We start from the raw sequence: 20,891 nt of genomic DNA on the forward strand, positions 1-20,891 counted from the left end.
GCGTGCCCGGGCGCTCGCCCAGGCTTTCTCAAGTGTACGCCTGCCCATCTGGCACCACGCAATGGCGGCTGCACCATCAGAGCGCGGTTGCAAAGCGCTTGTGGGTTGATTGTTGATGAATTGCGAACAATCCGTTTCTTTGGCAGGGCTTACCGAACCACCGTGGGGTGCCTACAGTTCCACCATCGATACATCCCTTGATCCACAACTTCTTTCAGGACGCTGCCATGACCACAGACACCACTCTCGCCCAACCCCTGCTGAACAAGCTGCAATGGCGCTACGCCGCCAAGAAGATGAACCCCGCCAAGAAGGTGCCGCAAGAGAAGGTGGAGCGCATTCTTGAAGCCGCCCGCCTGGCGCCCACCTCCAGCGGCCTGCAGCCGTTCGAGATCATCGTGGTGACCGACCCCGCCGTGCGCGCCAAGATCCAGCCCATCGCCTGGAACCAGGCCCAGATCACCGATGGCTCGCACCTGCTGGTGTTTGCGGCCTGGGACAACTACACGGCCGACCGCATCAACATGATGTTCGACCTGACCAATGACCAGCGTGGCTTCAAGAACGAAGGCTGGGAAAACTACCGCCAGATGCTGCTCAGCAGCTACCCCCAGCGCGACGCCGAAGTGAACTTCCAGCACGCAGCCCGCCAGGCCTACATCGGCATGAGTGCAGCCCTGATCGCTGCAGCGTTTGAAGAAGTGGACTCGACACCCATGGAAGGCTTCGACCCCAACGCGCTGGATGAAATCCTGGGCCTGCGTGCGCGCGGCCTGCGCAGCGTCGCCATCTTGCCGCTGGGCTACCGCGCCGACGAAGGCGACTGGCTGGTGAACCTGAAGAAGGTGCGCCGCCCCCGCGAGCAGTTCGTGACCGAAGTCTGAGGATCTCCTCCTCAGGCACAAAAAAGGCTGGACAGTGGTCCAGTCTTTTTTGCGTGGGGAGCCTCAGCGTGTGGCGGGCGCTGCGTCCGTCACGCGGCGCATGGGTGTGAGCACAAAAGCCAGTGCCGCCAGCACCACCAGCGTTCCGCCGCTGGCCGCGAACAGCTGGGTGAGCGTGATGCTCTTCATCACCCAGCCCGTCACGGCGGCAGAGATCGGCGCAAGGCCCATGAAGATGAACATGAACAGGCTCATCGCGCGGCCCAGCAGGGCGGGGGGTACCCGGTGCTGGATCCATGTGAACACGCTCACCTGCATGAAGCCGCCGAGCAGTCCGATGACCAGCATCAGCACCGCGCCTTGCCACACGGCGGTGATCAGACCCAGCGGCATGAACAGCGCGCCAATGATGGCGTCGAACGCCAGAATGGTCATGCCCAGGCTGCCGAACCGCAGCCGGGGCACCATGCCCGACACCACCATGCCCAGCAGCGTGCCCGCACCATGGGCGCCCACGATGATGCCGAAGGCGGCGGCACCGAGCTGCGGGCTGCTGCTGGCCAGCACCGGAATGGCGATGTGGATGGGGCCCATGATGAACAGGGCAATGGCGCTCCAGTACAAAAAGCAGGTGCGCAGCTCGCTGTCGCGCCAGAAGTGACCCAGGCCCTGCGCCACCGAGGCGAGCACCGCCTGTGGTGCGGCCGTGGGGGCTGAAGCGCCCGCAAGGCCTGCGTGGGGCTGTACCTTGGACAGCGTCCAGGCCGACACGGCGAAGCTCAGCGCATCCAGCGCAAAGGCCATGCCGATGCCGGTGGCGTTGGCATGTGTCGAACTGCCGGTAGCCGCCCCGGTTGCATCCCCCGCGCCAAACAGTGCAATCAGCAGTCCCGCGAGCAAGGGCCCCAGGAACATCGTCAGCTGCCGCAGGCCCAGGCTGATGCCGTTGGCGGCCTGCAGCTGGGGGCGTGCCACCACCGACGGCATCATGGCCGTGCCCGCCGGAATGCTGAAGGCCGTGGCGAGCCCGATGCCCAGCGACAGCGCGTACACCATCCACAACGACAGCGTGCCCGCAAACACCAGCCCCGCCAGCGCGGCCAGCAGCACCAAGTTGACGTATTTGGTGATCATCAGCACCTGCTTGGGCGAATGGCGGTCTACCAGCGCGCCGCCGATCAGGATGAACAAGGCGCGCGGCACGCTGATGAGTGCCAGCACGGTGCCCAGCACCAGCGTGTCGCCGGTCATCTGCAGCACCAGCCAGGGCAGTGCGATCAGCGTGAACTGGTCGCCCAGCATGGACAGGGCAGAGCCGCCAATCATCCAGCGGAAGTTGGGGTCCTGCAGCAGCGCGGCGCGCGGGTCTGAGGGTGGGATTGCAGGGCCTGCGCCGGGTGGCTGGGCAGGACGGGGTGAGGTGTCAGGTCGCATGAACGAGGTCTCCCAAAGAATGACGGGTGTGCGTGCGCCCCGTGAGCAAGCGACCCACAGCGGTAAAACGCACGCAAAGGTGGTAACTGGCCAGGCACAGGGCGGTCGTGGCCAGCACATTGATCAGCATCTTGGCCGGGGCTGGAACGGGCAGGCTGTAGAGCAGCGCACCCAGGCCCATCGTGAGTGGCAGGTGCACCAGGTACACCCAGTACGAGCTGTCGGCCAGGTAGGCCAGCCAGGCACGGGGCTGGCCGACATGGCGCAGAAACAGCCCGATCAGCGCAAAGCTCCAGAGCCACGACGCGCTGTTGTAGGCCAGGGCCATCCAGAACTGCAGGTGGCGCGTGGCCGATACGGGTGCGGCCAGAAGATCGGTAAACGCCCCGGTGACCAGCACCAGCACAAAGGCCGATGCCTCGGGCTGAGCCAGTACTTCCGAAAGCAGTGCAGTGACCAGAAAGCCCACCAGCCCCAAGCCGGCCAGCGCAGGCCAGTGCCGTTCGTAGCGCGCCATGAGCGCCTTGCGGTGCACGTGCAGGCACAGGCCAAAGCCGTAGAACAGCCCGTTGTGTATCCATTCCGCCAGCGGTGGCAGGAAGGACCCGCTGGGCGTGACGATGCCGTGGTCGTAACCCGCGCCAATCCACGCCAGGGGCAGCGTGAGCATCAGCAGGCCCGCAGGTGTGCCGCCGAGCCAGAGGGCACCGCGTTGCAGGGCCTGCTGCAGCCCTGCGGGCAATGCGCGTACCGCCCTCCACGCCACGGGCGTCAGCAGCGCCAGCCACAGCAGCATCCACAAGAACCACAGGTGCATGGTGGCTGGGCCCTGGGGCACGTTGGGGCCTCGGGGCAGCAGGCTGCGGTCTACACCCCAGGTGCCATAGGCCATGCGGTGCAGGAACATTAGCCCGAGCAGCGCACAGGCCACGAACAGCGGCGGCCAGAACAGCGCAAAAGGCAGACCGAGACGGCGCAGGCGGTTGCGCACCATGCCAGCCAGCCCCTGGCGTTGGACCAGCGCCGCTACAAAGAACCCGGCGAGGATGAAGAACAAGGGCATGCGAAAGGCATGGATCACCGCCACCAGCAGGTCCGCCAGCGGGCTGGACCGGTCGTCGTGCCAGGGCAGGGGCGACGGCCGGCTCATGTAGAGCACCGAGACATGCAGCACGATGCCCAGCCACATCATGGTGGCGCGCAGGTTGTCCAGGGCGTGCAACCGCCGGGTGGGGGCGGAGGGGCTGGAAGAGGGTGTCAATCCGTTCATGGGGACCGACTGTGGGGCCTCACGTTGCGTGAGGGTCAAGTACTTTCCAGCGGTTTTTTTGCAGACGGTGTGAGTGTCTCAGCGGCGCGCAGCGACTGTCGCAGCCATGGCGGGAGTGGGTGTGGCCAGCGCGAGCGCCGCCTGCAGGTAGGCGCGCACGGGCGCGCTCAGCGGCGAGCCCGCCTGCAGCAGCGGCTCGTTGGCCGACGCTGTGAGCAGCTTTTTGCGCAATTGCGCATCGCCGCGGGTCAGCTGGTCGAACAGCGTGTTCCAGCGCAGGGCCGCAGCCGCTGCGTCGGTGTGGTTAGTGGGGATTTGGCGGTCCAGCAACTGTTGCACGTCACGTTCCAGTGCCGCCCACGCGGTGTGCGGCACATGGCCCAGCGTGCGCAGGTCGTCGCGGGTCAGGTACTTCTCCAGCAGCGCCAGCCGCAGCTTGATGGCGGTTTCCACGTATTCGATCATGTCGCCGGGCGGTGCGTGGTTGCGCCCCTGCGCGCTGGGCTCGGTGCGAAACATGTGGCCCCAGCGGTCCAGCAGGTCCAGGTCGCCCCCCATCCAGTGCAGCATCAGCGCCATCCAGCGGTAGGCCAGTGCCTGCACCTCGGGCGCATCAGGCGGTAGCTGGCGGTCCATGGCGCTGCGCACCAGGTCTTTGACAACGAGCCAGTCGGCCTCGATCAGGCTCCAGTTGGTGAAGATCTGCTTGAGTTCGGTGGTGCTGAAGTATTTGCCGTAGGTGGTCATCAGCGCCAGCGCCTCGAGCCAGTTGCCCATGTCGGGCTCAGCACCCGCCATGAGGCCGTCGCGCAGCATGGTCAGGCGCCCGCGCAGTTCTGTGGCCTGGGTGATCTGCTGGTCCAGCGCCCGGATCTGCTGGCCGATGATGCGCTGGGGTGCCACCCCTTCGCCCGCCAGCAGCTCGGCAATGTCGCTGAGCGCCAGGCCCATCTGGCGCATGGTCTGGATGCCATGCAGCCGCTGCACGTCGGCCTGGCTGTACAGGCGGTACCCCGCGTCCGACCGGCCCGAGGGCTTGAGCAGCCCGACCTCGTCATAGTGGTGCAATGTGCGCACCGTGAGGCCGGTGCGCCGCGCGAGGTCACCGACCTTCAGCAGCATGGGGTCAGCGGCCCACGGAGATCAGCTCGATCTCGAAATTCAGCGTGGCGTTGGGGGGAATGACGCCACCCGCACCCCGGGCACCGTAGGCAATGCCTGGGGGGCAAGTCAGCTTGGCCTTGCCGCCCGGCTTCATGCGCTGCACGCCTTCGGTCCAGCAAGGGATCACGCCATTGAGTGGGAACGAGGTGGGTTCGCCGCGTTTGTAGGAGCTGTCGAACTCCTTGCCGTCGAGGAACGTGCCCTTGTAATGCACCTTGACCGTGTCGGTGGCCTTGGGCGATTCGCCCGTGCCGTCTTTGAGCGATTCATAGACCAGGCCGCTGGCCGTGGTGACGGGTTTGGAGGTCTGGGCCATGGCGGCGGGGGCGATCACAGCGGTGGCGAGCAGAAGGCACAAGAGGTTTCGCAAAGGAGGCTCCTAAAAAGGGTGAATCACAACGCAGCCCGCGATCTTATGCGTGTTCCTGCACCTGTCAGTACGGGCTCCCAACGAAAAAAACCCTGGGCGAGCGGGCTCCAGGGCTTGCAAGAGCAAGGGCTGTGGCGGCAGACCATGCCGCCGTGGCCTTCGCTGCAGGGTCAGGCGTAGTCGCTCACCGGGATGCAGCTGCAGCTCAGGTTGCGGTCACCCCACACGTTGTCCACGCGGCCCACTGGCGACCAGTATTTGTTGCTGCGCAGCGCAGCCACGGGGTAGGCAGCTGCCTCGCGGGTGTAGGGGCTGTTCCACTCGCCGCTCAGCAGACTTTCTGCGGTGTGCGGGGCGTTCTTGAGCGGGTTGTTGTCCTGCGGCAGCTTGCCTGCTTCGATCTGGCGAATCTCTTCGCGGATGGCGATCATCGCGTCGATGAAGCGGTCCAGCTCGGACAGGGTTTCGCTCTCGGTAGGCTCCACCATCAGCGTGTTAGGCACCGGGAAGCTCAGAGTGGGCGCGTGGAAGCCGTAGTCAATCAGGCGCTTGGCCACGTCTTCGGCCATCACGCCGCTGGTGTCCTTCAGGCTGCGCAGGTCCAGGATGCACTCGTGTGCCACATGGCCGTTCTCGCTCGCGTACAGCGTGGGGTAGTGGTCCTTGAGGCGCGCGCTGATGTAGTTGGCGCTCAGGATGGCGATCTCGGTAGCGGCTTGCAGGCCTTCGGCGCCCATCATGCGGATGTACATCCAGCTGATGGGCAGCACGGCTGCGTTGCCCAGCGGCGCGGCGCTGACGGCACCCACGCCACCAGGCGCGCCCGCCGTGGCATGGCCCGGCAGGAAGGGCACCAGGTCTTGCACCACGCACACAGGGCCCACGCCGGGGCCGCCACCGCCGTGGGGAATGCAGAAGGTCTTGTGCAGGTTCAGGTGGCTCACGTCACCACCGAACTCGCCGGGGGCCGCAACGCCCACCAGGGCGTTCATGTTGGCACCGTCCACGTACACGCGGCCGCCGTGGCTGTGCACCAGGGCGCACAGCTCTTTGACGCTGGTCTCGAACACGCCGTGCGTGCTGGGGTAGGTGATCATCACGGCGGCCAGGTTGGCGCTGTGCTGTTCGCACTTGGCTTTCAGGTCCACCAGGTCCACGTTGCCGTTGGCATCGCAGGCGGTCACCACCACTTGCATGCCCACCATCTGGGCACTGGCGGGGTTGGTGCCGTGTGCACTGCTGGGGATCAGGCAGATGTTGCGGTGGCCTTCGCCGCGCGATTCGTGGTAGCCCTTGATGGCCAGCAGGCCGGCATATTCACCTTGCGAGCCTGCGTTGGGTTGCAGGCTGATGCCTGCATAGCCCGTGGCTTGGCACAGCCAGGCGCGCAGTTGCTCGTCCAGCTGCTTGTAGCCCTGTTGCTGGTCAGCGGGGGCGAAGGGGTGCACGTTGGCAAACTCGGGCCAGGTGATGGGGATCATCTCGCTGGTGGCGTTGAGCTTCATGGTGCACGAGCCCAGCGGGATCATGCTGCGGTCCAGTGCCAGGTCCTTGTCGGACAGCTGGCGGATGTAGCGCAGCATGCCGGTTTCGGAATGGTGGGTGTTGAAGACGGGGTGTGTGAGGTAGCTGCTGGTGCGGCGCAGCTCTGTGGGGATCAGCGGCTCCACGCCCTTTTCAAACGCATCGAAGGTGGGCAGCGCCTGGCCGTCCTTGGCGAAGATCTTCCACAGCAGCTCAATGTCGGCGCGTGTGGTGGTCTCGTCCAGCGAGATGCACAGGTACTCTTCAAAGTAAATCCGCAGGTTGGCGCCCAGGCTGATTGCCTTGGTTGCTATGGATTGTGTAGCGCCCTGGGTGTGCAGGCTCACGGTGTCGAACGTGGCCTGTGCACGCACAGGCGCACCCAGCTGCTGCAGCCCTTGCGTGAGGATGGCGGTGTAGCTGGCCACACGCTGTGCGATGCGCTTGAGTCCTTCGGGGCCGTGGTACACGGCATACATGCTGGCGATCACGGCGGGCAGCACCTGGGCCGTACAGATGTTGGATGTGGCCTTTTCGCGGCGGATGTGCTGTTCGCGGGTTTGCAGGGCCAGCCGGTAGGCAGGTTTGCCATGCACGTCCACGCTCACACCCACCAGGCGGCCGGGAAGGCTGCGCTTGTATTCGTCGCGGCAGGCCATGTAGGCGGCGTGGGGGCCACCGGCGCCCATGGGCATGCCAAAACGCTGGGTGGTGCCCACCACGATGTCGGCACCTTGTTCACCGGGCGGGGTGATGAGCGTCAGCGCCAGCAGGTCGGCCGCCACGATGAAGGCGGCCTGCTTGGCATGCGTTTTTTCCACGTCAGCGCGCAGGTCGTCAATGCGGCCGCTGGTGGCGGGGTACTGGGCCAGCACGGCAAAGTAATCGCCGTCCAGCAGGGTGTTCCATTCCTCGGCCGAATTGGCCAGGCGCACTTCCAGGCCCAGGGGCCTGGCGCGGGTCTGGATGACTTCAATGGTTTGCGGGTGCGCGTCGCCTGCCACCACAAACACGTTGCTCTTGCTCTTGACCGAGCGCTTCGCCAGCGTCATGGCCTCGGCGGCGGCGGTGGCTTCGTCCAGCATGGATGCGTTGGCAATCGGCATGCCCGTCAGGTCGCACACCATGGTCTGGAAGTTGACCAGGGCCTCCATGCGGCCTTGGGAGATTTCGGCCTGATAGGGCGTGTAGGCGGTGTACCAGGCGGGGTTCTCCAGAATGTTGCGCAGGATGACGCCAGGCGTGTGCGTGCCGTAGTAGCCCTGGCCGATGAAGCTCTTGAGCAGCTGGTTCTTGCCCGCGATGGCCTTGAGTTCTGCCAATGCGGCCGCTTCGGTGAGCGGCGCAGGCAGGTCCATGCCCCGGCTGCGTGCAATGGAGCGCGGCACGATGGATTCGATGAGCGCACGGCGCGAGGCCTCGCCGATCACCGACAGCATGTGCGCTTCGTCGGCCGCGTCGATGCCGATGTGGCGGGGCAGGAATTCGGTGGCGTTTTCAAGCGCGCCAAGGGGGGTGGCGGATTGCATCAGCATGGGGCAGTCTCGTAGGTCGCAGCGGGTTGGGGGCGTTGCCGGGGAGAGGGCTCGCACCCAGCAGGGCGGCGTGCCGGGCATGGCCCGGCGCCATGCCCTCTCAATTGGCAGGGATCAGGCGTTCTTGGCGAACTCGGTGTATGCGGCTTCGTCCAGCAAGGCGTCGAGCTGGCTCGCGTCGGCCAGCTTGACCTTGAAGAACCAGCCAGCGCCCAGCGGGTCGCTGTTGGCCAGCGACGGGTCGGCGCGCAGGGCTTCGTTCACTTCCACCACTTCGCCGGTGACGGGCATGTACACATCGGCGGCGGCTTTCACGGATTCGACGACGCCGGCCACTTCGCCCTGGGCAAAGCTCTTGCCCACTTCGGGCAGGTCCACAAACACCACGTCGCCCAGCGCGTCTTGCGCGTGAACGGTGATACCCACCACCGAGGCGTTGGCATCAGTGGTGTTGATCCACTCGTGGTCTTTGGAGAATTTGATCGTCATGGGAAGCTCCTCAAGCAAAGGAAAAAAGTAAAGGAATCTGCAATGTAAGCGGGTGCGGGCGCAGTCCGGTCGATGCGCCTGGCGAAATCAGCCGCGGTAGTAATTGGCCGGCACAAAGGGCATGGCGCGCACTTCCATGGGCACCACCTTGCCGCGCACGATGGCATTGACACGGGTGCCGATGGCTGCAAAGGCGGGCGTGACGTAGCCCATGGCCACGGGTTCGTTCACGGTGGGCCCCAGCAGGCCGCTGGTGACCTCGCCAATCTTTTGGCCGTCCGTGCTTTGCAGTTCGGTGTGTTCGCGCACCGGCACACGCTCCAGCGCCACCAGGCCCACGCGCTTGGCGGAAAGGCTGGCAGGGTTGTCGATTTGCGCCAGCACCTTGTCGGCGCCCGGGAAGCCGCCCGCCCGCGCGCCGCCGGTGCGGCGGACCTTCTGGATCGCCCAGTTCAGTGCGGCCTCGGATGGCGTGGTGCTGGTGTCGATGTCATTGCCATACAGGCACAAGCCAGCCTCCAGGCGCAGCGAGTTGCGAGCGCCCAGGCCGATGGGCTTGACCTCGGGCTGGGCCAGCAGGGCGCGGGCAAGCGTTTCGGCCTGCGCGGCGGGCACGGAGATTTCAAAACCGTCCTCGCCGGTGTAGCCGCTGCGGGTCACAAAGCAGTCGCAGCCAGCAATGTTGAATGCGCCACCGGTCATGAACACCAGCTTCTCCACGCCGGGCGCGAGGCGGGAGAGGGCGATGGCGGCCTGTGGGCCCTGCAGCGCCAGCAGGGCGTGGTCGGGCATGGGCACCACCTTGCAGCGCTGGCCAATGCGGGTTTGGATATGGGCAATGTCGCCGACCTTGCAGGCGCCGTTGACGATGACAAACAGGGTGGGTTCGCCATCCACCACGCCCTGGTTGAAGAACATCAGGTCGTCGATGATGGTCCCCTCATCGGTGAGTAGCAGGCCGTAGCGCTGTTTGCCCACGGGCAGGTCGATCACGTCCACGGGCACCAGGGTTTCAAACGCCGCAGCAGCGTCGGCGCCGACAAGCTTGAGCTGGCCCATGTGCGACACGTCAAACAGGCCGGCTGCGGTGCGGGTGTGCACATGCTCGGCCATCAGGCCTGCGGGGTACTGCACGGGCATGGAATAGCCTGCAAAAGGCACCATGCGGGCACCCAGCTCGATGTGCAGGGCGTTCAGGGGCGTGGTTAGCAGGGGGACGGTGGCTGACATGGCGGACTCCGGGGCAAATGGGGGCCGCGACCATCAACGTGGTCACGGGATTTGCCCTGCTGTCCGCTTTACCTGAGAGATTCACCGCAGCGCCCTGGCTGGCCGTGCGGTTTGCTCCTTCGGTGGATGGCCTGCACACAGGTTTTTACTGTGGGGCCATCTCTCTCCAGCAAGGGAACGCCCGCATCGCTGCGGGCGGTTGCCAGTCCTTTTGCCTGAGCGTTCGGCGGGTGCCTGCGCCTTCGGCGGTGCTGCGCGTCACGTAAAAAGACGGAGCACTCTCTCCTGACCCGGCGATTCTAACTACTTTGCGTAGACCAGATCCCGAAGTGCCAGCGAGATCGATGGCACATAGGTGATGATCATCAGGCACACCAGAATCACTCCGACAAAGGGAAGCAGGTGCTTGATGATCCGGTCCAGAGAGATTCTGGCCACCGTGCAGGCTGCGAACAGGTTCACTCCAAAAGGCGGCGTGATCATTCCAAGTGCCAGGTTCACCACCATGATGAGACCGAAGTGCACAGGATCAATACCGAAGTGCATGGCCACGGGCGCCAAGATGGGGGCCAGCACAATGATCGCCGCGCTGGTCTCGATGAACATGCCAATCACGAACAGCGCAGCGTTCACGCCCAGCAGGAAGAGGGCGGGGGACTGCAGCACGGCCTCCAGCCACCTGCCAATCGCGTCTGGCACGCCAGCCCGCGTGATGAGGAACGCAAACAGCCCTGCGTTGGCAATGATGAACATGATCACTGCCGATGAGATGGCCGACTTGCGCAGGATGGCGAACAGGTCCTTGAGCTTGATCTCGCGGTAGATCACGACACCCACAATCAAGGCATAGAACACTGCAACGGCCGATGCCTCGGTGGGGGTGAACACACCGCCATAAATGCCGCCGAGGATGATCACGGGCATCAGCAATGCCCAGCCCGCCTGCAGCGTGGCTTTGCCAAAGGGCATGCGCCCATCGCCGTCGTTTTTGCCCCAGCCCTTGTACTTGCAGTACAGCCAGACAAACAGCATCAGTGCACCGCTGATCAGCAGCCCGGGGCCAAAGCCAGCGATGAACAGCTCACCAATCGACACCTCGGCGCTCACGCCGTAAAGGATCATCGGGATGGAGGGAGGGATGATCACGCCCAGCTCGGCACTGGTGGCCTGCAGCGCGGCGGCGTAGCTGGTGGGGTAGCCATGCTTGATGAGCGCAGGAATCAGGATGGCGCCAATTGCAAACGTGGTGGCGACCGACGAGCCCGACACGGCCGCAAAGATCATGCAGGTCAGCACGCAGGTCATGGGCAGGCCGCCCTGCACGCCGCCGACGATGCTCTTGGCAAACTCCACCAGACGGCGCGAGATGCCTCCGGTCTCCATCAGGTTGCCCGCAAGGATGAAGAAGGGGATGGCTGCGAGCGGAAACTTGTTGATGGCCCCGAACATCTCCTTGACGGAGATGAGCATGTTCGCGTTGGAGGCCTGGATGCCCAGGATGGACGCCAAACCGATGGACACGGCCACCGAGACGGTGAGTGCAAAGCACAGCACCATCGTTGAAATCATGACCAAGCTCATAGTTGGACCCCCACGCTCGGCATTGCATGTCCTCGCTGCCCCCCAAGGGGGCCGTTCACTGGCTTGAGGCGGCTCGGCGCGGCGTTCATTGAGCAGTCTCCAGTTCCATACGCAGGGGATCAATGAGGTTGCCAATGATGCCGACGATGCAAAAAAGCCCCCCCACCGGCATGGCGAGGTAGGCCCAGAACATGGACACGGACTCCAGCCCGGCCATGCTCTGCACCCCACCGCGCTGCGCGTAGTCCCAGCCGTACCAGATGATGATGCCGATGAGGGCCAGGGCCGCCAGTGCGACCACCCAGTCCAGCACCCGTTTGATGCGTGGCGGGCTCCAGCGGTACAGCACGTCCACGCTCACCATCGCGCCCTGGCGAAACGCGGCCGGGATGGCCAGGAACACCATCCAGATCAGGCTGAAGCGGATGAGCACTTCGGTCCATTCGGCGGGCTGCTCCAGCACAAAGCGCGTCACGATCTGGAACATGCCCAGGGCCGAGGCCAGGGTCAACATGGCGCAAGCGCCGAGCATGGCGATGAAGGTGGTCCATCGCTCAAAGGTAAGAAAAGCGTTTTTCATGGGGCGGTGCCAACCATGGGCAGGTAGGAGGTGATCAGAACCAGCGATGGCTCAAGAATAAAAACGCCCGATAGCGCAATGGCTACGGGCGTTATCAGCTACAAACGTAATAGCAAAGACCCAAATTACTTGACGTCGCGGATCTTGTCGATGGCAGCCTTGCCGAACTGCTTTTCAAACTCGGCGTTCACAGGGGCCAGAGCCGCCACAAACTTGGCCTTGTCCACATTGTCGATCACGGTCATGCCCTTGGCGCGCAGGTCAGCCACGCCCTTGGCGTCGTCTTCGTCCACACGTGCACGGTTGGCCTTGGTGCCCTCCTTGGCTGCGTCAATGAAGGCCTGCTTGTCGGCTGCCGAAAGCTTGTCGAAAGCTGCCTTGTTCATCACGAAGATGCAGGGCGAATACACATGGCCGGTGAGGGTGAGGTGTTTTTGCACCTGGTCGAACTTGGCCGAGATGATGACGGACAGCGGGTTCTCCTGGCCGTCCACGGTGCCCTGTTGCAGCGCCGTGAACACTTCAGGGAAGGCCATGGGCGTGGTGATGATGCCAAAGCCCTTGTACGCGGCAATGTGCACGGGGTTTTCCATGGTGCGCATCTTCAGGCCCTTCAGGTCACCGGGCTCCTTCACGTCGCGCTTGCTGTTGGTCATGTGGCGGAAGCCGTTCTCGGCCCAGGCCAGTGCCTTGAAGCCCTTGGCGTCGAATTTGGACAGCAGGTCCTGGCCGATAGGACCGTCCAGCACCGCACGTGCATGGGCTTTGTCGCGGAACAGGAAGGGGACATCCAGGATCTTGGTCTCGGGCACAAAGTTGGGCACAGGGCCTGTGGAGCTGAAGGCCAGTTCCTGGGTGCCCAGTTGCACGGCTTCGATCGATTCGCGCTCGCCTCCCAAGGCGCCGTTGTAGAAAGTCTGGATCTTGTAGCGGCCCCCCGTGCGCTTTTCGACCTCTTTGGCAAACGTGTCGATGGCTACACCCTGGTGGGAGTTCTGGGCCGTCGAGATGCTGATGCGCATGGTGGTCTGCGCTGCAGCTGTGGCCACAAAGCCGAGCGCGAGGCTCAGTCCAACGACGAGTTTGGTCAATTGCATGGTGTCTCCTGTTGATGTTGGGGCAGGGAATGGGGCACTTGGGCTCCTGGCAGAGCCACCCCTGGCCTCCGTCAAATTATGGCGGTGCAGCATGGCCGCAGGCATCCGGGTTTGTGCTGGTAAGCGTGCTTATCAACTGGTCAACCCAGCGTTTGCAGTTGCATTGGCGACACCTCTTTGGAATGGGGCGCCGAGGTTCGGACACAGGACGCATGCCGCCGACGGATGCAAGCGGCTATTCAATCTGGGGAGGCATCTGGAATGCCAAGGGCCCCGTGCTGGCGGTAACCAGCCGGGGCCTTGTCAATTTGTGCGCTCCGGTAAGAGCGCCTTGATGGAAGAAGTATGCGCCGGGTGCTGCAGATGAATTTGCTGAATTTGGCGCATTCTGTTGGATATGCAGAATAATTTTCTGCATCTGAATGATTTGCTGAATAATCAGGCCGATGGATCGACTGGATAGAAAAATTCTCGCTGTCTTGCAGGCCAACGCTCGCGCCAGCCTGCAAGAAATAGGGCAGGCCGTGGGCCTGAGCCCGTCACCCTGCTGGGGGCGCATCAAAAAGATGGAAGAGGCGGGTGTCATCCAGGGCTACACGGTGCGCATCAATCCTCAGTCCCTTGACCTGGCCGACACGGTACTGGTGCAGGTCACCCTCGACAGCCATTCGGACAACACGCTCGAAAAGTTTGGCGAGACACTGGCCAGCATTCCCGAAGTGATCGAGGCGCACTTGGTCTCCGGTGACTACGACTACCTGCTGCGCATCGTCGTCAAGGACACCCGCGATTACGAGCGCCTGCTGCGCGAGAAGCTCTACAAGATCAAAGGCATACGGCACAGCCGCTCCAGCTTTGTGCTGCGGACCTTGAAGAAGGCAGACCTGCCCTTGTTCACCGGGTAGGCCGGTGGTGTGGCGTGGCAAGGCGCCGCAGATTCCTTGCAGAAAACTGGCAACGCACTTTTGGTCAGCGCCCCAACTGCGAGCAGTTCTGCGTTGTGACCTTGAAATGCGACGGCACAATGGCTTTTGCAGCGCAGTGTCTGCCGGAAAAAGGCGGGTGGATTCCCACACCGCGCACCATCGCAGTGCGCCCGTCTGGGCAGTGCGCAGAGCCGTTTGAGTAAAAGTACACCCAGCCCTTCCGAAGAACACCATGAACCTGCGTTTTGTCGAAGCCTTCTACTGGGTGGCCTCTCTCAAGAGCGTGACACGCGCTGCCGAGAAGCTGTTTCTGACCCAGTCCGCCATGTCCAGCCGCATCTCCGCGCTCGAAGAAGAGCTGGGCGTGCTATTGCTGGACCGGCGCGACAAGCATTTCAAACTCACGGTGGCCGGTGCCCGGTTCCTGGTGTATGCCAAGCGCATGCTGGAGCTGCAGCGCCAGCTCAAATCCGAGATGGGATCGGGCGGACCGTTGGAGGTGTCGATCCGCCTGGGGGCCATCGAATCGGTCTTGCACTCATGGCTCATTCCGTGGGTGGAACAGCTGCGCAAGGACAACCCGTTGCTGGAGCTAGAGCTGACGGTCGAGACCACCCCGGTGTTGCTCGACCAGATCCGCCGCGGCACGCTGGATGCCGTGTTCGCAGCCCTGCCGGCGGCGGCGGATGGTATTCGCAGCCAGGCGGTGACGCCCATGGAGATGGTGTTTGTGGGCAACAGCAAAACGCACCGCAAGCGCCGCTATGCGCTGGAGGATTTTGCAGGCGCTGACATCCTGACTTTCCAGCGTGGCTCGCAGCCGCACGTGTCCCTGCTCGACACGCTGCGCCAGGCCCAAGTAGAGCCGCGTTGTGTGCACACCATCTCGTCGATTTCTGCCATGGTGCAGTTGGTGCAAGGCGGCTTTGGCGTGGCCACGCTGCCGCGTCTGGCAGTGCAGCGCCTGCTGGCGTTCCCCGACCTGCGTGCCCTGGTGTGCGACACGGCATTGCGGCCGTTGCCCATCCACGTGAGCTACCGCGAAGACCCTTCATCGCCCGCCATGGAGGCCGTGGTGCGTTCGGCGCTGGACTTCATCGAGCAGCAACAGCCCGCGCCAGCCCGCCGCCCTCGCAAGGGCTGAGCCTTCTGTCAAAACATCTCGACGCACCCTGGCGGGTGCGCTCGGCATACGTTTTTTTCTCCGGCATTCCAATGGTTCGGTGGTGTCAGGGTTTACCCGTAAATTTTCTCTCAGGGTTTTCCCTCGGCACCAAGATGGTTCGCCTATCCCCAATGGAGTGCATGGAAAAAATCGATGACGTGATAGAAATTTTTTGAATTTGCCAGGGTCGTTCTCACCCCAACACAATCTGCCCAACGTCATGCAATTGACATTTCTCAATGCAAGGAAAAACGGTGGACTTCGTTCAAGAAAATTCGCTCGCGGTGTTTGGTCCTGAAGGTGCCAGCAACCCGATCCATGTCCGTGACACCATCCGCAAGGGCCTGTGGACATCGCACACCAGTGGCCTCGCAGATGGCCATGTTCAGGGCAACGTCGTCATCCTGCCCGAGGTGCTTGCCAGTGACTTCCTGCGGTTCTGTCAACGCAACCCCAAGCCTTGCCCTGTGCTGGCGGTCAGTGAGCCCGGACAGTTCACCTTGCCTTCACTGGGCAAGGGTATCGACATTCGCAGCGATGTGCCGCTCTATCGCATCTGGCGTCACGGTGAAATGTCGGAAGAGGTGGCGGACATCGCCAGCCTCTGGCGCTCTGACTTGGTCACCTTCGTTCTCGGTTGCTCGTTCTCGTTCGAGTCCGCATTGATCGAGGCAGGCATCCGCCTGCGCCACGTCGAGGAAGGCAAGAACGTAGCCATGTTCCGCACCAATGTGCAAACCGAGCCGGCGGGCCCTTTCGGTGGCCCCATGGTGGTGACCATGCGTCCCATGCCTGCAGCAGATGTGATTCGGGCGGTGCAGGTCACCTCGCGGTTTCCCAACGTGCACGGCGCACCCGTGCACATTGGTGACCCGGCTCTCATCGGCATCACCGATCTGTCCCGGCCCGACTATGGCGATGCCGTAGCGCTGATGCCCGGTGAGATCCCTGTTTTCTGGGCCTGCGGCGTGACGCCGCAATCGGCCATCCTCAACGCCCAACCGGCCTTCTGCATCACGCATGCCCCGGGTTGCATGCTGATCACCGACCTTCTCAACCACCAACTCGCCAGCTTCTAAGCGGCTTACCCCAGGAGTCTCCCCATGAAAAAATTTGCACTGTGTATGACGGCTGCCCTCAGCGTGTGTGCGGCCCAAGCCCAGGTCAAGTGGGACCTGCCCACCGGCTACGGCGCCAACAGCTTCCAGACGCAGAACGTGCAGCAGTTTGCCGATGAAGTGGACAAGCTCACCGGCGGCAAGCTCAAGATCACCCTGCACCCCGGTGGTTCGCTGTACAAGGCCAACGAAATCAAGCGCGCGGTGCAGACCGGGCAGGTGCCTTCGGCCGAGTTCATCCTGTCGGGCGCCACCAACGAGAACCCGCTCTTTGGCGTGGACTCCATCCCGTTCCTGGCGACCACCTACGCAGAGTCCAAGCGCCTGTACCTGGCCGCCAAGCCCGCACAAGAGAAGCTGCTCGCCGCCCAGGGCGTGAAGGTACTGTTCTCGGTGCCATGGCCTGGCCAGTCGCTGTATTCGCTCAAGCCGGTGAGCACGCCCGCAGACTTTGCGGGCACCAAGATGCGCGCCTACAACCCTGCCACCACGCGCATTGCCCAGCTGCTCAAGGCACAGCCCGTGACGATCCAGCTGTCCGAGCTGGGCCAGGCCCTGGCGACCAACACGGTGCAGAACTTTCTGACGTCGAGCGCGAGCGGCGTGGAGTCCAAGCTGTATGAGCAGGTCAAGTACTTCTACCCCGTCAGCGCGTGGCTGCCGCGCAATGCCACGGTGGTAAACCAGAAGGCCTTTGACGCGCTCGACAAGCCCCTGCAGGATGCCGTGCTCAAAGCCGCAGCTGCCGCCGAAGAACGCGGCTGGGCCACCAGCGAGCGTGTGGACAAGGAGTTCATCAAGGAGCTGTCGGCCAAGGGCATGACAGTGGCCGAGCCCAGCGACAGCATCAAGAAGGAGCTGGCGAGCATCGGCGAATCCATGACCGCCGACTGGGTGAAATCGGCCGGTGCCGAGGGGCAGGCCATCATCGACGCCTACCGCAAGAAGTAGTCGCGTCTGAACATGTCTGAAGGCCCCCACGGGGCCGGGTAGCGCACCGCGCGCTACCCCCGCAATCTCGTTACCGCTCCCCCTCTTTTTCAAGCGTTACAGGAGTACGCCATGGACAAGCTCGTCCGAAATTTCTACAGGCTGCTGATGCTGCTGTCCGGCCTGTCGATGCTGGCCGCGTTCGGCGCGGTCACGCTGGGCGTTTTTGCCCGCGAAGTCATCCACCTCAACATCGACGGACTCGACGCCTACGCGGGTTACGCCATTGCCGCCGCCTTGTTCTTTGCACTGCCCAGCACGCTGCAAAACGGCGATCACATCCGCGTGACGCTCATCCTGGACAGGCTGCCCGCCCGCTGGCGCAGTGCCTTCGAGTGGTTCTGCCTGGTCAGCGCACTGGTGCTGTCCGTGTACATCGCCTGCTATGCCGTGCGTTCGGTGTGGATCTCCTACATCACCCATGACATCTCGCCTGCGGCCGACGCGTCACCGCTGTGGATTCCCCAGATCAGCATGGCCATGGGCTGTATTGGTTTTGCGCTGGCGTTTGCCCATGCGCTGGTGTTGCGCTTCCAGGGAACGGCCTTCATGGCGGTGTCCGAAGCCGCACGTTCCGAATAACCCGATCCAGGAGACTTCATCATGGACGTCATCATCGCTTTGGGTCTGATCGTGGTGCTGTTCGCAGTGCTCGGATCGGGCCTGTGGATCGGCCTGTCACTGCTGGCAGTGGCTTTGGTCGGCATGGAGTTTTTTACCAACCGCCCCGTGGGCGACAGCATGATGCTGACGATCTGGGGGTCGACCTCCAGCTGGACGCTGACGGCTTTGCCGCTGTTTTTGTGGATGGGCGAGATCCTGTTCCGCAGCAAGCTGTCGAGCAGCATGTTCAAGGGCCTCGCGCCCTGGCTGGAGCGCTTGCCCGGCCGCCTGCTGCACGTCAACGTGGTGGGCTGCACCATCTTCGCGGCCATCTCGGGCTCATCGGCCGCCACCTGCGCCACCATCGGCAAGATCACGCTGCCTGAACTCAAGCAGCGCGGCTATCCCGAAGACATCTCCGTGGGCACATTGGCCGGTGCGGGCACGCTCGGGCTGCTGATTCCGCCATCGATCATCATGATCGTCTACGGCGTGGCAGCAAACGTGTCGATCTCCAAGCTATTCCTTGCAGGAGTGATTCCGGGGTTGATGCTGGCTGCGCTGTTCATGGGCTACATCGTGGTGTGGGCCTTGTTCAACAAGGACAAGGTGCCTGCGCCTGACGCCCGCCTCAGCTTTGTGCAAAAGCTGTATGCCTCCCGCCACCTGATTCCCGTCGTGTCTCTCATCGTCGTGGTGCTGGGCGCCATCTACAGCGGCATTGCCACCGCTACCGAAGCTGCGGCGCTGGGTGTGGCCGGGTCGTTGATCCTGGCCAAGATCGAGGGCTCGCTGAACTGGGAGCGCTTCAAGGAAGGGCTGGTCGCCGCCTGCCGCGTGTACTGCATGATCGGCCTCATCCTGGCCGGTGCCGCGTTCCTCACGCTGGCCATGGGTTTCATCGGCCTGCCACGGCACTTGGCCGAGTTCATCGGGGCGCTGCACCTGTCGCCCTTTGCGCTGATGCTGCTGCTCATCGTGTTCTTCATTGTGCTGGGCTGCTTCCTGGACGGCATCTCCATGGTGGTGCTGACCATCGCGGTGCTGCTGCCCACGGTGGAGGCTGCAGGCTTTGACCTGGTGTGGTTCGGCATCTTCATCGTGCTGGTGGTCGAGATGGCGCAGATCACGCCGCCCGTGGGCTTCAACCTCTTCGTGTTGCAGGGCATGACGCGGCGCGAAGTAACCTGGATTGCACGCACGGCCTTGCCTCTGTTCGCTCTGATGATCGTGGCCGTCGTGATGACGTACTTCGTGCCCGATGTCGTGCTCTGGCTGCCCCGCCAGATGCAGGGCTGACCCCCCGCACCCACGCCTGAAACGTCCGCACAGGAGTTCCCCATGAAGACCTTGGTGTTGTTGGCCGCGTTCGCTGTGGCCCCGGTGCTGCACGCCCAGACCCAGTGGAAGCTGGCCACGGGCTACCGCGCGGAGTCGTTTCATACCCGCAATCTCGTGCAGTTTGCGCAAGACGTGGAGCGTGCCTCGGCAGGCGCGCTGCGCATCGAGGTCCATGCCAACAACGCCTTGTTCAAGCTGAACGAGATTCCCCAGGCCGTGCAGGAGGGCAAGGCCCAGGCGGGAGAGACCATCATGACCAACCTGGTGCGAGACATCCCCATCGCCGGGGCGGACGCCGTGCCCTTTGTGGTGCGCAGCTATGCCGACGCGCGGCGCATGTGGGATGTGCAGCGTCCGTTGATCGAGATGCGTATGGCAAGCAAGGGGCTCAAAGCGCTCTACGCAGTGCCTTGGCCCCCGCAGGGGCTGTTCTCGATCACCCCCGTGCGCTCGTCCGCAGACTTCAAGGGCACGCGCATGCGCACCTACAACCCCGGGACCGTGCGCATTGCCGAACTGCTGGGCGCCACGCCCGTGGATGTGCCCATGGTCGAAGTCAACCAGGCCCTGTCGGCCGGCAAGCTCGATTCCATGATCACCTCGGCCCTCACCGGGGTTGAGAACCAGGTCTGGGGACAGATCAAGCAGTACTACGGCATCAATGCCTGGTTTCCCAAGAACATCGTTTTTGTGAACCAGCAGGCTTTTGATGCATTGCCTGCACCCGTACGCCAAGCGGTCACCAAGGCTGCCGCCGAGGCGGAGGCACGGGGTTGGGCAATGAGTGCTGCAGTGGCCGAAGAGTCGGTGGCCGAGCTGCAGCGCAAGGGCATCAAGGTCGATCGTGCGCCGGCGGATTTTGATGCCGAGCTCAAGCGCCTGGGCGAGCGGTTCTCCCGAGAGTGGGTGCGGTCGGTGGGCAGTGAGGCCAATCAGATTTTCATCCCGTACTACACGCAGCGCTAAGTCATCGCGGGAATCACCTGTAAAGCATACGGAAACCATCAAGGAGTCACCATGCAAACCCCTTCAGACACCGTCGAGATGTATCTGCTGGCCAAGGACTGCAACCGCCCCCACCTGATGGAGCGGGCCTTCGCTGGCGGTGCGCTGCTGCGCATGGAGGTACGGCAGGGCGGCATGGATTTTCCGCCCGTGGCCCACGGCCGCGACGCTATTGCCGAAACCCTGGTGCGCCGCTTCGGCCGCACGTATGAAAACGTCTACAGCTTCTGCCTTTCCGATCCTCCGAATCCTACGTGCGCTGAGTTTCACTGCTCCTGGCTCGTGGCCATGACGGAAAAGGACAGCCGCGCTGTGCGCCTGGGTTGCGGCCAGTACCACTGGCGTTTTGCGCCAGCCTCGCGCTTGGCGCAGGAATTGAGCATCGTCGTGAGCACCATGCAGACGCTGCCGCCGTCGGATATCCACGTTGTGATGCCCTGGATTGCAGCGCTTGACCGCCCCTGGTGCGGTATGGACCAGGTGATGGCAACGGCACCTTCCATTCCTGCTGTGCGCACGATGCTTGAGGAATTGGACCGGGTGCCACGCCCACCCGCCTGTTCATCCCTGGCCTTGGCCGCCTGA

The 20,891-nt window shown here is 63.5% G+C and carries 19 protein-coding genes and 2 riboswitches; of the genes, 9 read left to right on the forward strand and 10 right to left on the reverse strand.

The features are described 5' to 3' along the window. The first annotated feature begins 227 nt into the window (after positions 1-227). The gene (locus C8C95_RS19700; RefSeq protein WP_056067837.1) at positions 228-884 is read left to right on the forward strand and encodes an NAD(P)H-dependent oxidoreductase; all 657 of its coding nucleotides are present in this window, start codon (positions 228-230) and stop codon (positions 882-884) included. 63 nt (positions 885-947) lie between these two features. Here the strand turns inward: C8C95_RS19700 and C8C95_RS19705 are convergent, their stop codons facing one another. From C8C95_RS19705 to C8C95_RS19750, 10 genes are all read right to left on the reverse strand, one after another. Then, entirely contained in the window at positions 948-2,318 is a 1,371-nt protein-coding gene (locus C8C95_RS19705) for an MFS transporter (RefSeq protein WP_279323247.1), read from the reverse strand. Further along, a complete protein-coding gene (locus C8C95_RS19710; protein ID WP_116749682.1) occupies positions 2,308-3,588 on the reverse strand; it encodes an acyltransferase family protein in 1,281 nt (426 codons plus the stop codon). The genes C8C95_RS19705 and C8C95_RS19710 overlap by 11 nt, the downstream gene beginning before the upstream one ends. Positions 3,589-3,666: 78 nt before the next feature. Then, complete coding sequence (locus C8C95_RS19715; protein ID WP_116749683.1) at positions 3,667-4,710, reverse strand: MerR family transcriptional regulator; 1,044 nt, start codon at positions 4,708-4,710, stop codon at positions 3,667-3,669. A 4-nt stretch (positions 4,711-4,714) separates the two neighbouring features. Further along, entirely contained in the window at positions 4,715-5,122 is a 408-nt protein-coding gene (locus C8C95_RS19720; RefSeq protein WP_116749684.1) for an FKBP-type peptidyl-prolyl cis-trans isomerase, read from the reverse strand. 170 nt (positions 5,123-5,292) lie between these two features. Then, positions 5,293-8,181, reverse strand: a complete 2,889-nt coding sequence (gene gcvP, locus C8C95_RS19725) for an aminomethyl-transferring glycine dehydrogenase (protein WP_116749685.1) — start codon at positions 8,179-8,181, stop codon at positions 5,293-5,295. 114 nt (positions 8,182-8,295) lie between these two features. Then, positions 8,296-8,670 carry a glycine cleavage system protein GcvH gene (gcvH, locus tag C8C95_RS19730; RefSeq protein WP_116749686.1) on the reverse strand — a complete coding sequence of 125 codons (375 nt, stop codon included), beginning with the start codon at positions 8,668-8,670 and terminating at the stop codon, positions 8,296-8,298. Between the two features lie 87 nt (positions 8,671-8,757). After that, complete coding sequence (gcvT, locus tag C8C95_RS19735; protein WP_116749687.1) at positions 8,758-9,900, reverse strand: glycine cleavage system aminomethyltransferase GcvT; 1,143 nt, start codon at positions 9,898-9,900, stop codon at positions 8,758-8,760. Positions 9,901-9,949: 49 nt separating this feature from the next. Then, a riboswitch (glycine riboswitch) is annotated at positions 9,950-10,080 on the reverse strand. A 13-nt stretch (positions 10,081-10,093) separates the two neighbouring features. Further along, positions 10,094-10,198, reverse strand: a riboswitch (glycine riboswitch). A gap of 5 nt (positions 10,199-10,203) precedes the next feature. Then, positions 10,204-11,481, reverse strand: coding sequence for a TRAP transporter large permease (locus tag C8C95_RS19740; RefSeq protein ID WP_116749688.1), 1,278 nt, complete (start codon positions 11,479-11,481; stop codon positions 10,204-10,206). Between the two features lie 85 nt (positions 11,482-11,566). Next, complete coding sequence (locus C8C95_RS19745) at positions 11,567-12,061, reverse strand: TRAP transporter small permease (RefSeq protein ID WP_060986835.1); 495 nt, start codon at positions 12,059-12,061, stop codon at positions 11,567-11,569. 125 nt (positions 12,062-12,186) lie between these two features. Beyond that, entirely contained in the window at positions 12,187-13,158 is a 972-nt protein-coding gene (locus tag C8C95_RS19750; RefSeq protein WP_060986836.1) for a TRAP transporter substrate-binding protein, read from the reverse strand. Positions 13,159-13,604: 446 nt separating this feature from the next. Between C8C95_RS19750 and C8C95_RS19755 the strand changes: the two genes are divergently transcribed. The 8 genes from C8C95_RS19755 to C8C95_RS19790 all read left to right on the forward strand — a co-directional run bounded on the left by C8C95_RS19755 (position 13,605) and on the right by C8C95_RS19790 (position 20,891). Continuing rightward, complete coding sequence (locus C8C95_RS19755; protein WP_056067700.1) at positions 13,605-14,063, forward strand: Lrp/AsnC family transcriptional regulator; 459 nt, start codon at positions 13,605-13,607, stop codon at positions 14,061-14,063. A 253-nt stretch (positions 14,064-14,316) separates the two neighbouring features. Continuing rightward, positions 14,317-15,228, forward strand: a complete 912-nt coding sequence (locus tag C8C95_RS19760) for a LysR family transcriptional regulator (RefSeq protein WP_116749689.1) — start codon at positions 14,317-14,319, stop codon at positions 15,226-15,228. A 305-nt stretch (positions 15,229-15,533) separates the two neighbouring features. Continuing rightward, positions 15,534-16,328 (forward strand): putative hydro-lyase, encoded by a 795-nt coding sequence (locus C8C95_RS19765; protein WP_116750376.1) that lies wholly within the window; start codon positions 15,534-15,536, stop codon positions 16,326-16,328. A gap of 24 nt (positions 16,329-16,352) precedes the next feature. Continuing rightward, a complete protein-coding gene (locus tag C8C95_RS19770; RefSeq protein ID WP_056640576.1) occupies positions 16,353-17,318 on the forward strand; it encodes a TRAP transporter substrate-binding protein in 966 nt (321 codons plus the stop codon). A 111-nt stretch (positions 17,319-17,429) separates the two neighbouring features. After that, a complete protein-coding gene (locus tag C8C95_RS19775; RefSeq protein WP_056640579.1) occupies positions 17,430-17,939 on the forward strand; it encodes a TRAP transporter small permease in 510 nt (169 codons plus the stop codon). Positions 17,940-17,960: 21 nt separating this feature from the next. Next, positions 17,961-19,259 carry a TRAP transporter large permease subunit gene (locus C8C95_RS19780; protein WP_200947593.1) on the forward strand — a complete coding sequence of 433 codons (1,299 nt, stop codon included), beginning with the start codon at positions 17,961-17,963 and terminating at the stop codon, positions 19,257-19,259. Positions 19,260-19,301: 42 nt separating this feature from the next. After that, positions 19,302-20,267: a TRAP transporter substrate-binding protein gene (locus C8C95_RS19785; protein ID WP_116749690.1), complete on the forward strand. Its 966-nt coding sequence runs from the start codon at positions 19,302-19,304 to the stop codon at positions 20,265-20,267. 51 nt (positions 20,268-20,318) lie between these two features. Further along, on the forward strand, positions 20,319-20,891 hold the full coding sequence (locus C8C95_RS19790) for a hypothetical protein (RefSeq protein WP_116749691.1): 573 nt from the start codon (positions 20,319-20,321) through the stop codon (positions 20,889-20,891).

Origin of the sequence: Acidovorax sp. 99, assembly GCF_003096455.1 — a bacterium.
Lineage (GTDB): Bacteria > Pseudomonadota > Gammaproteobacteria > Burkholderiales > Burkholderiaceae_C > Acidovorax > Acidovorax delafieldii.

Excerpts from the sequence above, each read along its gene's own strand:
- C8C95_RS19700 (WP_056067837.1), top strand. The coding sequence starts at position 228 with ATGACCACAGACACCACTCTCGCCCAACCCCTGCTGAACAAGCTGCAA.
- C8C95_RS19705 (WP_279323247.1), bottom strand. The coding sequence starts at position 2,318 with ATGCGACCTGACACCTCACCCCGTCCTGCCCAGCCACCCGGCGCAGGC.
- C8C95_RS19710 (WP_116749682.1), bottom strand. The coding sequence starts at position 3,588 with ATGAACGGATTGACACCCTCTTCCAGCCCCTCCGCCCCCACCCGGCGG.
- C8C95_RS19715 (WP_116749683.1), bottom strand. The coding sequence starts at position 4,710 with ATGCTGCTGAAGGTCGGTGACCTCGCGCGGCGCACCGGCCTCACGGTG.
- gcvP (WP_116749685.1), bottom strand. The coding sequence starts at position 8,181 with ATGCTGATGCAATCCGCCACCCCCCTTGGCGCGCTTGAAAACGCCACC.
- gcvH (WP_116749686.1), bottom strand. The coding sequence starts at position 8,670 with ATGACGATCAAATTCTCCAAAGACCACGAGTGGATCAACACCACTGAT.
- gcvT (WP_116749687.1), bottom strand. The coding sequence starts at position 9,900 with ATGTCAGCCACCGTCCCCCTGCTAACCACGCCCCTGAACGCCCTGCAC.
- C8C95_RS19740 (WP_116749688.1), bottom strand. The coding sequence starts at position 11,481 with ATGAGCTTGGTCATGATTTCAACGATGGTGCTGTGCTTTGCACTCACC.
- C8C95_RS19745 (WP_060986835.1), bottom strand. The coding sequence starts at position 12,061 with ATGAAAAACGCTTTTCTTACCTTTGAGCGATGGACCACCTTCATCGCC.
- C8C95_RS19750 (WP_060986836.1), bottom strand. The coding sequence starts at position 13,158 with ATGCAATTGACCAAACTCGTCGTTGGACTGAGCCTCGCGCTCGGCTTT.
- C8C95_RS19755 (WP_056067700.1), top strand. The coding sequence starts at position 13,605 with ATGGATCGACTGGATAGAAAAATTCTCGCTGTCTTGCAGGCCAACGCT.
- C8C95_RS19760 (WP_116749689.1), top strand. The coding sequence starts at position 14,317 with ATGAACCTGCGTTTTGTCGAAGCCTTCTACTGGGTGGCCTCTCTCAAG.
- C8C95_RS19770 (WP_056640576.1), top strand. The coding sequence starts at position 16,353 with ATGAAAAAATTTGCACTGTGTATGACGGCTGCCCTCAGCGTGTGTGCG.
- C8C95_RS19775 (WP_056640579.1), top strand. The coding sequence starts at position 17,430 with ATGGACAAGCTCGTCCGAAATTTCTACAGGCTGCTGATGCTGCTGTCC.
- C8C95_RS19780 (WP_200947593.1), top strand. The coding sequence starts at position 17,961 with ATGGACGTCATCATCGCTTTGGGTCTGATCGTGGTGCTGTTCGCAGTG.
- C8C95_RS19785 (WP_116749690.1), top strand. The coding sequence starts at position 19,302 with ATGAAGACCTTGGTGTTGTTGGCCGCGTTCGCTGTGGCCCCGGTGCTG.
- C8C95_RS19790 (WP_116749691.1), top strand. The coding sequence starts at position 20,319 with ATGCAAACCCCTTCAGACACCGTCGAGATGTATCTGCTGGCCAAGGAC.